The organism is Parenemella sanctibonifatiensis (assembly GCF_002250565.1).
Lineage (GTDB): Bacteria > Actinomycetota > Actinomycetes > Propionibacteriales > Propionibacteriaceae > Parenemella > Parenemella sanctibonifatiensis.
In genome coordinates, this window is sequence record NZ_NMVJ01000006.1 from 378,070 (window position 1) to 390,757 (window position 12,688).

General features: G+C 67.7%; 13 protein-coding genes. 11 read left to right on the forward strand and 2 right to left on the reverse strand.

Translation table 11 applies throughout. The annotated features are described in order from the left end of the window. Nucleotides 1–65: 65 nt before the first annotated feature. The gene (gene arc, locus CGZ91_RS06290; RefSeq protein WP_229116465.1) at nt 66–1,646 is read left to right on the forward strand and encodes a proteasome ATPase; all 1,581 of its coding nucleotides are present in this window, start codon (nt 66–68) and stop codon (nt 1,644–1,646) included. 28 nt (nt 1,647–1,674) lie between these two features. Here arc and mraY read toward each other — a convergent pair whose 3' ends face one another. Next, complete coding sequence (gene mraY / locus CGZ91_RS06295) at nt 1,675–2,760, reverse strand: phospho-N-acetylmuramoyl-pentapeptide-transferase (protein ID WP_094454125.1); 1,086 nt, start codon at nt 2,758–2,760, stop codon at nt 1,675–1,677. 156 nt (nt 2,761–2,916) lie between these two features. On the opposite strand from mraY, the gene CGZ91_RS06300 reads away from it, so the two are divergent. Then, nucleotides 2,917–3,813, forward strand: coding sequence for a PAC2 family protein (locus CGZ91_RS06300; RefSeq protein ID WP_179229245.1), 897 nt, complete (start codon nt 2,917–2,919; stop codon nt 3,811–3,813). A gap of 19 nt (nt 3,814–3,832) precedes the next feature. Here CGZ91_RS06300 and CGZ91_RS06305 read toward each other — a convergent pair whose 3' ends face one another. Continuing rightward, the gene (locus CGZ91_RS06305) at nt 3,833–4,264 is read right to left on the reverse strand and encodes a DUF3054 family protein (protein ID WP_094451060.1); all 432 of its coding nucleotides are present in this window, start codon (nt 4,262–4,264) and stop codon (nt 3,833–3,835) included. A gap of 99 nt (nt 4,265–4,363) precedes the next feature. On the opposite strand from CGZ91_RS06305, the gene dop reads away from it, so the two are divergent. From dop to CGZ91_RS06350, 9 genes are all read left to right on the forward strand, one after another. Further along, the gene (gene dop / locus CGZ91_RS06310) at nt 4,364–5,857 is read left to right on the forward strand and encodes a depupylase/deamidase Dop (RefSeq protein ID WP_179229246.1); all 1,494 of its coding nucleotides are present in this window, start codon (nt 4,364–4,366) and stop codon (nt 5,855–5,857) included. Between the two features lie 22 nt (nt 5,858–5,879). Next, complete coding sequence (locus CGZ91_RS06315; protein ID WP_094453494.1) at nt 5,880–6,296, forward strand: DUF7832 domain-containing protein; 417 nt, start codon at nt 5,880–5,882, stop codon at nt 6,294–6,296. Nucleotides 6,297–6,314: 18 nt separating this feature from the next. Next, complete coding sequence (locus CGZ91_RS06320; protein ID WP_094451057.1) at nt 6,315–6,500, forward strand: ubiquitin-like protein Pup; 186 nt, start codon at nt 6,315–6,317, stop codon at nt 6,498–6,500. Then, complete coding sequence (prcB, locus tag CGZ91_RS06325; RefSeq protein WP_094453497.1) at nt 6,497–7,297, forward strand: proteasome subunit beta; 801 nt, start codon at nt 6,497–6,499, stop codon at nt 7,295–7,297. The genes CGZ91_RS06320 and prcB overlap by 4 nt, the downstream gene beginning before the upstream one ends. A 5-nt stretch (nt 7,298–7,302) precedes the next feature. Further along, on the forward strand, nt 7,303–7,974 hold the full coding sequence (prcA, locus tag CGZ91_RS06330) for a proteasome subunit alpha (protein WP_094453499.1): 672 nt from the start codon (nt 7,303–7,305) through the stop codon (nt 7,972–7,974). Between the two features lie 16 nt (nt 7,975–7,990). Next, on the forward strand, nt 7,991–9,079 hold the full coding sequence (locus CGZ91_RS06335) for a prephenate dehydrogenase (RefSeq protein WP_094453501.1): 1,089 nt from the start codon (nt 7,991–7,993) through the stop codon (nt 9,077–9,079). Between the two features lie 50 nt (nt 9,080–9,129). After that, nucleotides 9,130–9,804: a (d)CMP kinase gene (gene cmk / locus CGZ91_RS06340; protein ID WP_229116466.1), complete on the forward strand. Its 675-nt coding sequence runs from the start codon at nt 9,130–9,132 to the stop codon at nt 9,802–9,804. Nucleotides 9,805–9,897: 93 nt separating this feature from the next. Further along, a complete protein-coding gene (gene der, locus CGZ91_RS06345) occupies nt 9,898–11,223 on the forward strand; it encodes a ribosome biogenesis GTPase Der (protein ID WP_094453503.1) in 1,326 nt (441 codons plus the stop codon). A gap of 141 nt (nt 11,224–11,364) precedes the next feature. After that, nucleotides 11,365–12,645, forward strand: coding sequence for an exo-beta-N-acetylmuramidase NamZ family protein (locus tag CGZ91_RS06350; protein WP_144276812.1), 1,281 nt, complete (start codon nt 11,365–11,367; stop codon nt 12,643–12,645). Nucleotides 12,646–12,688 lie beyond the last annotated feature (43 nt).

Sequence of the window (12,688 nt, forward strand, 5' to 3'; positions counted from 1 at the left end):
TCCCCTCACTCCACCGCACCTGCACCCGATCTCGATGGCGGTCCGACCGCCGAACAGGAGCCCCGATGACTGACCTGGCCCAGCGGCTGCGGGATGAGAACGCGCGACTGCAGCGCCGGATCACCGAGGTCCGGGCCGAGCAGCGGACACTCGCGGACTCCAACGACAAGCTTTCGGCGACCCTGCGGGACGCCCGTGACAAACTCGCCGGGCTGCGTCAGCAGATCGAAGAGTTGCGGCAGCCGCCGTTACAGATCGGGATGGTCACCGACCGCACCGCCGAGGACGACTTGGTCGACGTGATCGTCAACGGCCGCCGACTGCGAGTGCGGATCGACGACGAGCTGCCCGGAGGTGAGCTCACGGTGGGGCGTCAGGTGCTGCTGGACGAGACCGCGGTCGCGGTGGGCGTCCTGGATCTGCCTGACACCGGCGAACTGGCCACCATCCGTGAGCTGATGCCCGCCGACGACGCCACCGGCGTCAATCGGGTCCGGATCCAGACCCGCAGTGACGAGGAACGGGTGATGCGGCTGGCAGCGGACGTCGCCCTCGATGACCTGACGGTCGGTGACACCCTCTTGATCGACCGTTCGTTGGGGCTGGCGTGGTCCCGGGTGGAGCGCCAGGAGGTCGAAAACCTGGTGTTGGAGGAGATCCCCGACGTCACCTGGCACGACATCGGTGGCCTGGAGGACCAGATCGAGCAGGTACGCGATTCGGTCGAGTTGCCCTTCCAGCACCGCGACGTCTTCCAGCGTTACGGCTTGGCCGCTCCCAAGGGCGTCTTGCTGTACGGGCCGCCCGGCTGCGGCAAGACCATGATCGCCAAGGCGGTGGCCAGGTCGCTGTCGGGGGAGGCGGGTCGTTCGTACTTCCTCAACATCAAGGGTCCCGAGCTGCTCAACAAGTACGTCGGAGAGACCGAGCGGCAGATCCGGTTGATCTTCGGTCGTGCCAAGGAGCGGGCCCAGGACGGCGTACCGGTGATCGTCTTCTTCGACGAGATGGATTCGCTGTTCCGCACCCGCGGCACCGGTGTCTCCAGCGATGTCGAGTCGACCGTGGTGCCGCAGTTGCTCAGCGAACTCGACGGCGTGGAGCAGTTGTCGAATGTCATCGTCATTGGCGCCTCCAATCGGGAGGACCTGATCGACCCCGCGATCCTGCGACCTGGCCGGCTCGACGTCAAGATCCGGCTGGATCGGCCCGACGCCGATGCTGCCCGAGACATCTTCTCGAAGTACCTCACCAGTTCGGTGCCGTTGCACCCCAGCCTGGGGGAGGGCCCCGACGCGATCGCGGCGGCCATCGATGCCGTGGTGAGTGAGATGTACGCCACGGACGACGCCCACGCCTTCGTCCGCGCCACCTACAGCGACGGCCGCACCGAGACCTGGTACAACAAGGACTTCGTGTCGGGAGCGATGATCAACAACATCGTGCGCCGGGCCAAGAAGATGGCCATCAAGGAGGTGCTCACCGGCGGCGAGGACGGCGTACGCCTGGCCCACCTGATGGCGGCCTGTCGGGATGAGTTCGCCGAGAACGAGGACCTGCCCGACACCAGTTCACCGGCTGCCTGGGCGCGGATCAGTGGCCGTCGGGAGGGGCAGGTCGTCGCCCTGGAAGTCCTGCGTCACTGAGCCGTCGTCTGCTCCGACCCGCAACGCGTCACTGGAACCAGGACAGGTAGAGCACGCCCAGCCCCGCGGCGACACCGACCCCGGCGACGATCCAGAATCGGGTCACCACCGTCACCTCGGCCCAGCCGAGATGTTCGAAGTGGTGATGGATCGGGGTGATCCGAAAGATCCGTTTGCCGGTGCCGGTGAGTTTGCGGGTGATCTTGAACCAGCTGACTTGGAGCATCACCGACAGGGTTTCGAGCACAAAGATGGCGCCGATCAGGCCCAGCAGCAGTTCGGTTCGTGTCATGATCGCCACGGCGGCCAGCGCGGCACCCAGTGCCAGCGATCCGACATCGCCCATGATGATCTTGGCGGGTTTGGCATTCCACCACAGGAAGCCGGCGCAGGCACCGGCGATGGCGGCGCAGATGATCGCGAGATCCATCGGATCGCGGACCTCGTAACACTGCTCGGGCACCAGGCTGGTGCGTCCGGAACCGCACTGCTGATTGTGCTGCCAGACGTTGATCAAAGAGTAGGCGCCGAAGACCATGATGCTGGCGCCGGCCAGCAGCCCGTCCGCGCCGTCGGTCAGGTTGGTGGCATTGGAGGTGCCGGTCATCAGGAACCAGATGATCAACAGCACCACCACCAACGGCAGCTTGATGCCGAGGTCCTCGACGAAGGAGACTCGCATCGAGGCGGGGTGGATGCCCCGTTCGTCGGCAAACAGCTGGGTGGCGGCCAGACCGAAGGCCAGCGCAGTGACGGCCTGACCGACCATCTTCCAGCGGCCTGGCAGGCCGCGGTTGTCCTGTTGGTAGACCTTGATGAAGTCGTCCAGGAAGCCGATCGCGGCACACGCCCAGAAGGCGAACAGCAGGAGTAGTCCGCTGGCGCTGGGGCCGACGCCGGTGGCGATCGTGACACCGAGATAGGACACCGTCGAGAAGACCACGATGCCGACCCCGCCCATGGTCGGGATGCCGCGCTTGACGTGGTGAGTGGTCGGTCCGTCGACCCGAATCGGCTGTCCGAATCCGTGCCGGCCCAGCCAGCTGATCGCCACCCGGGTCCCCAGCAGGGTGAGCGCCATCGCCACCACGGCACTCCACACCACGACTGCCACGGTGAGCCCCTCTCGGCCGTGGCCGGGCGCTCCGACCACGACCGACACGATGCCGTACGCCGCGGCCAGACACCTACTCGACGCGCAAGCCCATCGTGGGAATAGCCGACGTGAACCGGTCGTTGACTCGGTGTCGTCACGCACTTGGAGGTAACGGTGAATCTCATCTACGCCGATCACGTCGATCCGCGCACGGTCACGGCCAAGCACCTGGTCATTGCCATCGGCGGCGCCGGGGATGCCGGCGGTGCCGTAGACGGGCTCAGCCGTGAACTGGCCGGCGAGGCCGGCCGTCCGATCGGCAGCTTCCCCACCGATGAGGTCGCCAACTACCTGCGCAACCGGCCCCGGATCACGATGACCGACGGCTGGCTGGCCGATTACCGGCCACCGACGCTAACCCTGCACGAGGGCCGCGACGCCGAGGGCGACCGGTTCTTGGTGCTGAGCGGCCCTGAGCCGGGCCTGAACTGGGAGAAGCTGGCCGACTCCGTCGTCTCCCTGGTGGACCGCTTCATGGTCGAGCAGGTGACGGTCGTGATGGCGGTCCCGATGGGTGTACCGCACACCCGGGCGATCACCGCGACCCTGTTTGCCAGCGACCAAACGATGCTGCCGGACCACCCTGAGTTGCCCTGGGATGTGTCGATGCCGGCGAGCTTCCCGGTGATGCTGGGGCTGCGACTGGAGGAGGCACAGGTGCCAGTCGCCGGGGTCGCGCTCCATGTGCCGCACTACTTGGCCGAACAGGACTACCCGGCAGCTGCCATGGCCGGCGTCGACTGGGTGGCCCGGCTCACGAACCTCAAGGTCAGCCCGACGGCGGAGTTGACCGAGAAGGACGCCGCCTTCGCGATGATGATCAACCAGGCGCTGCAACAGAATCCGCCGTTCGCGGCGATGGTCGGCAAGTTGGAGGCCGCCTACGACGAGCCAGGTCAGCCTCAGCTCGGCGTGGCTGCCGGGCAGGCCGGCGTCCCCAGTGCCGAGGAGATCGGCGCCGAGGCCGAACAGTTCCTGCGGGATCTGAACCAGGGCGAGGGCACCGACTGACCTCGGTCGCTGCGGGCGTTCAGAACGTCTCGCGGCGGATGGTGCTGCGCGGTGTCAGGATCAGCCCGACCGCCAGCCGCCATCCGCACAGCAACATCACCAGCGCAACCGCGCCGATGCCGAGGAAACTGAGCGACCAGCCGTACACCAGCGCCCAGACCGTCATCCCGATCACGTGGACGCCGACGGTCAACAGGGCGCCGTAGGGGAGTCCGGACGGAATCAGCCAGGTCCGGTCGGCCTGGTCACGGTCCAGCCGGGTCTGCCACCATGCCAACCCGGCTGCGGTCACCGCCAGTGCGAGCCAGAACGGAGCGGCCGTGGCCGCCAGGGCGCCCAGATCGCGCGCCTGCCCGGCCGGCAGCGTCAGCGAGGCGACGATGGTGACGGCGATCAGGTCGGCGACGCTGACGGCGATCCGACTGCCGATGCCGCGGATGCGGAACGCCATCCTCTGCTCACCTTCGGTCCGGGTCCGCTCGGGGTTCCCGAGCACCGATCACTGTAGTCGCCACGTGCTTCGATGGTCAGGGGCTGCCAGACTGGCACCATGACTGCTGGGTCGCCGGTCTTCGGCATCGAGAACGAGTACGGCATCAGCGCCACCGTGGATGGCAGACAGCTGTCCGCACCGGCGCTGTCGGACCTGATCGTGCGCAGCCACCCGATCCGCGCGGCCGCCGGCTGGGACTTCGCGGCCGAATCGCCACTGCGAGACGCGCGCGGCTTCAGCCTCGCGCGGGACGAGGCGATCGCCGACCTGCAGACCGACCTGATCGGCGTGGGAGCCAACCGGACGCTGCGCAACGGGGCACGCTGGTACGTCGACCACGCCCATCCCGAGTATTCCGGGCCGGAGGTCACTGATCCGGCCGATGCGGTCCGTTGGGACGAGGCCGGGGACCGGATTGCGCTCGCTGCGGCCCAGACAGCGGGGGAGCGGCTCGGCGTGCCGGTGCGGATCTACAAGAACAACACCGACTCCAAGGGCGCCTCCTACGGCACCCACGAGAACTACCTGCTGCCCCGGGCGGTCGAGTTCGAGCAGGTGGTCGCTGAATTCACCGGCTTCTTGGTGTCCCGCTCGGTGCTGGCCGGTGCGGGTCGGGTGGGCATCGGTGTACGCGGCGAACGTCCCGGCTTCCAGCTCACCCAGCGCGCCGACTTCTTTGAGCGGGTGGTCGGGTTGGAGACCACCACCAGACGGCCACTGGTCAACACCCGCGACGAACCTCATGCCGACTTCCGGCAGTGGCGCCGACTCCACGTCATCACTGGCGACGGCAACCGTACTCAGTACGCCACTTGGCTCAAGCTCGGCAGCGCAGCCCTGGTGTTGCAGGCGCTGGGCCAGGGGCGGCTGCACCAGCTGCCGCAACTCGGCGATCCGGTCCGCGACCATCTGGCGGTCAGCCACGACCTGGACCTCAGCCACCGGATTCAGCTCGACGGCAGCTCGGCCACGGCCATCGAGCTCCAACGCCGCTATCTCGACCTGGCATCCGGGATCGCCGACCCGCCCGCGTGGGCCGACGACATCCTCACCAGCTGGGAACAGCTGCTGAGTGAGCTGGTGACCGATCCGGCGTCGGCCTCCGATCGAGTGGACTGGATCGCCAAGCACCAACTTCTGGACGGTTACCGGCGGCGCCACCAGCTCGGCTGGGACGCCCCTCAGCTGGCGGCTCTGGACATCCAATGGGCCGATTTGGATCCCGCCAAGAGCCCATTCTCGGCCTGGCAGCGGCGGGGCAGTGCCCGGACCATCGTCACCGACGAGGAAGTCGCGCAGGCAGTCGAGCAGCCGCCCGCCGACACCCGGGCGCTGCTCCGTGGAGCCCTGGTGCGGGCGTACGAGGAGCGGCTGGCCGCCGTCACCTGGGACGGTGTCAGTCTGGACACCGGCGAACGGATCCTGCGACTCGGGATGTCCGATCCGACGCCGGGCTGGACACCTGTCGAGATCGCCGAGGCCGTGACCGGCGACATCCTCGCCGACGTGCCACGCTTGGAGCGGTTGACCCGAATCGACCGAGATGACTGACGATCTGTGATGGGATGACGAGATGACCAGCAAGTTCGATGACATGGACTGGCACCTGGGCGGCGACGACTTTCCCGACGACCTGCCCGAGGAGGCCGCCGCCACGCACATCGGCATGTACTTCACCTGGCTGGTTGAGCGTGGCCTGGTGGGGGAGGACTTGGTGCGCGAGCATGGCGCGGCGCTGGACCAGGTCCGGTCCGGGCAACTGCGCGGCTCCGGATTCATCGTCGACCAGTGCGACGGGCAGTTGCTGGCCCAGTACCTCACCGAGGTCGGGGCGGCGTTCACCGAGCATGTCTACGACAGCTATCTGGAGGAGTACGGCAACTGGGGTGATCCCAACGTCAACATCTATGCGCTGCCCGACAACGACGAGACCTACTCCGAGGTGCAGGACCTGCTCGACAGTCGATTTGCGGAGTGGGACCCGAGCTGAGTGGCTAGGCTGGCGGACATGTCCGAGCAGCAGTATCGCCGTCCCCAGCAGCACACCGAGGCCGCCGAACTCCAGCCGGTCGAACAGACCCAGGAGCAGACCCAGGATCACGCGCTCGATGATCTGCTTGACGAGATCGACACGGTGCTGGAGTCCAATGCCGAGGAGTTCGTCAAGAGCTTCGTCCAGAAGGGCGGCCAGTGAACCTCCCCGGCCTCGAGGCCTACCTGCGCGCCGACACCGCCAGCTTCACAGAATTCCTGACCCAGTTGGCGCCCCACCAGCTGCCGAGCAGCCAGGGCGAGCACCTCGCCCCCCACGGCACCACCGTCGTCGCCGCGATCTACGAGGGCGGCGTCCTGATGGCCGGCGACCGCCGCGCCACCATGGGGCATGCCATCGCCTACCGCGAGGTCAAGAAGGTCCATGAGGCCGATGACCAGACCGTCATTGGTATCGCCGGCACCGCCGGAGTGGCCATCGAACTGGTGAAGCTCTACCAGGTCGAACTCGAGCACTACGAAAAGATGGAGGGCACCCAGCTCTCCTTCGCGGGCAAGGGCAGCCGACTGTCCGGCATGTTGCGCGCCACCATGGGCCGCGCGATGCAGGGGCTGGCAGCGATTCCGTTGCTGGCCGGCTGGGACGGCGACCGCGGTGCGATCTTCGCCTTCGACATCGCCGGCGGCCGCTACCCGGAACGTCACCGAGCGGCGATCGGCAGCGGTGCCGTCCATGCGCTCGGGGCGCTGCGCAAGCTGCACGATCCTGCCGGTTCCCGCGACCAGGCGATCCGGGCCACCCTGCATGCGCTGTGGGATGCCGCCGACCAGGACGCCGGCACCGGTGGCATCGACCTGGGCCGCCAGATCTATCCGCAGCTGGCCATCGTGGAGGCCACCGGCGTACGGGAACTGTCCGACGCCGAGCTGCAGCCCATGATCGAGGCCGTGGTGGCCGACCGGCAGCAGCATCCCGATGGACCGAGGGCAGACCTGTGACGAGCATGCCGTTCTACGTTGCGCCCGAGCAGCAGATCCAGGACCGGGCCGACTTCGCACGCAAGGGCATCGCCCGCGGTCGGTCGGTGGTCGTGCAGCAGTACGCCGACGGGATTTGCTGCGTCGCCGAGAACCGTTCCAGTCTGCTCTACAAGATCAGCGAGATCTACGACCGGATCTGCTTCGCCGGCGTGGGCCGCTACAACGAGTTCGCTCAGCTGCGCACCGCCGGCATCCGGCATGCCGACATGCGGGGCTATGCGTACGCCCGTGAAGACGTCACCGCACGAGGGCTGGCGAACGCGTACGCCCAGTTGCTCGGCGGGATCTTCTCCGGCGCCGAGAAGCCCTACGAGGTGGAACTGATCGTCGCCGAGCTGGGCATGGAGCCCGAACACGACGAGATCTTCCAGATCGGCTTCGACGGTTCGCTCACCGACCAGGAGTGTTTCGCGGTGATGGGTGGCGAGGCCCAGCGGATCCTCGGCGAGATCAGTGACCGCCACGACCCGTCGGCGAGCCTGTCCGAGGCGGTGCAGAGTGCCACCTTGGCGCTGTTCGGCGGTGAGCCGGTGGACCCGGTGCTGCTGGAGATCGGCGTCCTGGACCGCACCGGGGATCAGCGACGCAAGTTTCGGCGGCTGGCGACCGAGCAGATCCCGGCGCTGCTCGCATGAACGCGGTGCCTGTCGCATGAACACGCTGCCCGCGAGCGGTGGTGCAGTTCCGCCGCTCGGCCCGACCGTTGTCATCGGCGCCGGTCTGGTTGGAGCCTCCATCGGGATGGCGCTGACAGCCGCCGGAGTGGCGGTGCAGCTGGTCGATCTGTTGCCTGCCCACGCCCGCGTCGCGGCAACTCTCGGCGCCGGCCAGACCGCGCCGCACCCACCCGAGGACGTTGAAGTGGTGGTGGTCGCAGTGCCGCCGGACCACATCGCCACGACCGTCATCGACGCGCTCAAGCGGTGGCCGAAGGCGACCGTCACCGATGTCGGTTCGGTGAAGGAGGGGCCGGCCGCAGAGATCAGCGCCGCCGCTGGGGCGGAGCGTTATGTCGGCTCACATCCGATGGCGGGCTCCCAGCAAGCCGGACCGTTGACCGCCAGTGCCGACCTGTTCCGGGACCGGACCTGGGTGATCGCGCTGCCTGATGCACAGCAGGCCGAGCACGGGGAGCACGCCAATCGGGTGGCCCGGCTGGCCCGCAGCTGCGGCGCCACCGTCGTGGTGATGTCTCCCGGCGACCACGATCGAGCCGTCGCCCGGGTCTCGCACCTGCCACACCTGGCGTCGATCCTGGTTGCCCAGGGAATGTTGGAGGGGCCGGCGGGCTATCTCCAGCTCGCCGGCCAGGGGTTGCGCGACGTCACCCGAATCGCTGGTTCGGATCCGCATCTGTGGCGCCAGATCATCGGCGGCAACCGCAGCGCGATCCGTGCCGAGCTGGAGGGGCTGCGGGGCCGGCTGGATCGGATCATTGACGACCTCGATGATGACGAACGCCTCACCCAGGATCTCGAGGAGGGGCGGGCCGGGACCCGTCGGATCCCCGGCAAGCACGGCGCCGCGCCGCAGTCCTTCGCCAAGGTCACCGTCGAGATTCCCGACCAACCGGGCGCCCTGGCAGCGTTGTTCCAGCAGATCGGCGAGACCAACGTCGAGGACCTGCAGATCGAGCACGACCAGGCGCGCAACTTGGGTTATCTGGCGATCTTCGTCAGCCCCGAGGATGCCGATGCGGTCGCCGAACGGATGCGTGGGCTGGGCTGGCGGGTCTCCTGACCGAGCCGGTGTGCCGGCCCGCGGGGCCGACGGTGCTCTAGGGTGTGGCTGTGATCTCGTCTCCCACGCCGGCCAGCGAGCCAACCGTCGTCGCGATCGACGGTCCCAGCGGGTCGGGCAAATCCAGCACCGCGCGCGGAGTCGCGCGTCGACTTGGCCTCGCCTACCTGGACACCGGCGCCATGTATCGAGCGCTGGCCTGGTTGGTCCTGCAGGCCGACGTCGAACCAACCGACACGGTGGCGATCGCCAACCTCGCCCGCCACATGGAGCTGGAGGTGTCCACCGACCCGCAGCGACCTGGCGTACAGGTCAACGGTCATGATGTGACCGAGGCGATCCGATCCCCCCAGATTTCCGCCTTCGTCTCGACCGTTTCGACGGTCCCGGCGGTCCGTGAACACCTGGTGCGGGTGCAGCAGGAGATTGTCGCCGCCGCCGAACCTGGGATCGTCCTGGAGGGCCGCGACACCACTACGGTGGTGGCTCCGCAGGCCGAGGTGCGGGTGTTGCTGGTGGCTGATCCGAGCGCCCGGATGGCGCGTCGGTTGACGGAGCTCGGCGACGCTGTCACCGATGAGCAGTTGCATGACCAGGTCGTACGCCGCGACGCCGACGACTCGACGGTGGCTCGCTTCACCACGGCTGCTGACGGCGTGGTGGTGATCGACTCCACCCAGTTGAGTCTGGCCGAGGTCGTCGACGAGATCTGCGCGCTGGCCTGAGCGGGCGAGCGCACGACTGCGGGATTTGTGGGTCCGGCCGTTAGCATGGACGCTTGACCGGATTTCGGTCGTTGATCGAGGAGTGCACACATCATGGGTCAGGACGCTCGTCCCGTCGTCGCCGTCGTGGGGCGACCCAACGTTGGCAAGTCGACGTTGGTGAACCGCATCATCGGGCGTCGCGAGGCTGTTGTGCAGGATGTGCCCGGGGTGACTCGGGACCGGATCTCCTATGACGCGAGCTGGTCCGGACGTGACTTTGTCCTGGTCGACACGGGCGGCTGGGCTCCGGATGCGCAGGGATTGGCCGCCCGGATCTCCGAACAGGCCGAGTTGGCCATCGGGACCGCCGACGTGGTGCTCTTCGTGACGGACGCCGTGGTCGGCACCACCGACGAGGACCAGGCCGTCGTGCGGGTGCTCCGCAAGTCCGGCAAGCCCGTGGTGCTGGCCGCCAACAAGGTTGACGACGTCCGCGGTGAGGCTGAGGCAGCGACCATGTGGAACCTGGGGCTGGGGGAGCCCTACCCGGTGTCCAGCCTGCACGGCCGCGGTTCCGGCGACCTGCTCGACGCCGTGGTCGCCGCGCTGCCGCCGCGTGAGGACGAGCAGGACATTCCGGGCGGGCCGCTTCGCGTGGCGCTGGTCGGACGTCCCAATGTCGGCAAGTCCAGCCTGCTCAACAAGGTGTCCGGTGAACACCGATCGGTGGTCGACAACGTCGCCGGCACCACCGTCGACCCGGTCGACGAGATGGTCGAGATCGCCGGTACGCCGTATCACTTCATCGACACCGCAGGCATTCGGCGCCGGGTCAAGGAAGCCAGCGGCCACGAGTACTACGCGAGCCTGCGCACCCAGGGCGCCATCGAGAGGGCCGATGTGTGCGTCGCCTTGATCGATGCGTCCGAGCCGGTCAGTGAGCAGGACATCCGGATTCTGCAGAATGTCGTCGACTCCGGGCGGGCCCTGGTGATCGCGTTCAACAAGTGGGACCTCACCGACGAGGAACGACGTCACTACCTGCAGCGGGAGATCGAAGGCACCCTGCATCCCTTCGACTGGGCGGTCATGGTCAATCTGTCCGCGCGTACAGGTCGGGCGATCGACAAGCTTGCCCCTGCGATCAACCAGGCCGCCGAGAACTGGCGGGCCCGGGTCTCGACCGGAAAGCTCAATGCCTTCCTGGGGCGTGTGGTCGCGGCCCATCCGCACCCGGTGCGGGGCGGCAAGCAGCCCCGCATTCTGTTCGCCACCCAACCCCACGCCGAGCCGCCGACCTTCGTGCTGTTCACCAGTGGCCAGCTTGATCCGGGCTACCTGCGATTCGTGCAGCGCCGGCTCCGGGAGGACTTTGAGTTCACCGGTACGCCGGTGCACGTCGAGGTGAGGGCGCGCGAGCGCCGCTCGCGCTCCTGACCCCGACCGCAGTCTGATGCCGGGGACCTCGGAGATCCACCTGAGGGTTGACCTGAAGACGCCCTGAGAACACTTGCTGAAAGCAGTGGAAAATGGGTTGAGGGGTTGATTCGCCTCGCCGGGAGCAGCAGTCTGGTGACCATGTCGGTCTCTCGTCGCGCCATGCTGTCCGCAAGCGGCCTCGCCGTCGCCGCGGCCGGAGCGGCAGCGCTACCCGCGACCGCTCAGGCCCGGGCCCCGCAGCAGAGCGCCAGCAGCGGCGTACGGACCGGGGCTGACACCAGCGCGGCGACCCATTGGCGGTTTCTGGCCGGTCGCCGCGTCGGCGTCATCACCAACCAGACCGGCGTGCTCGAAGATTTCACTCCCATCGTCAATTCGATGGTCGCTGACGGCGTCGACGTACGCGTGATCCTGGCCCCGGAGTTCGGCTACACCGGTGGCGGCGCGGACTTGGACGACGCCACCGATCCGAGCACCGGCATCACCATCGAGAACGTCTTCCAGGTCGGCGCAGCCGAATGGGATGCGCTGCTGTCTCGCTTCGACCTGGACACCATCGTCTTCGACGTGGCTCAGCTGGGAGCACGCTACGAAAGCCAGATTTGGACGTTGTGGGCGGCAATGCGCGCGCTGGCAAAGCGCAACCAGACCATGGTCGTGCTGGACCGACCCAACCCGGCCGGCGGCCAGGCGTACGGGCCGGTGCTGGAGTCGACGCACTTCTCCGACGTCGGTCTGGTGCCGTTGGCACTGCAACACGGTCTGACCGTGGGGGAGCTGGCGGGATACTTCCGCAGCCAGCTCTCCTCAGGATCGGTGCAGCTGCAGGTGGCCCAGGCGGATGGTTGGACCCGACAGCGCGCCAACTCCAGCGAGGACGGGCTGCTGGTGCCGGTGCGGCCCAAGGTCACCAGCATCTCCACCTGCCTGCTCTATCCCGGTATGGAATTACTCAGCGCCGCACACGTGGCCTGTGGCACTGGCACAGACCGGCCATACGAGGTGGTCGGGGCGCCGTACTTCGACGACGAATTTGTCAGGGACCTGCAGGGGCAGGACCTACCCGGTGTCCGCTTCCGGCCAATCAAGTTCCGGCCAACCGCGGGGCCGTTCCGGGACGAGTCGTGCCACGGCGTACAGATCCACGTCACCTCGACCACTGCGCTTGACCCGATCCGGATCGGCGTCAGCATCCTGTCGACGATGCGCCGGCGCTACCTCGAGTTTTCCTGGCGCATTCTCGACAACGGCGCCAATGACCGCGGCCGCCGGATGGAGTTGCTCACCGGCGAGCCCCGCACCCGGGTGCTGATCGGGGCAAGCGCGCACGGGGCAGCCATCACCGACAGCTGGCAGGCGAAGCTGCATGAGTTCCGGCTCGCCACCCAGAGTTCGCTGCTGTACGCCGGTGGCCGCTGACCACGCCTCGCCGCCGAGGTGCGCCCCCGCGCGCAGGTGGCTA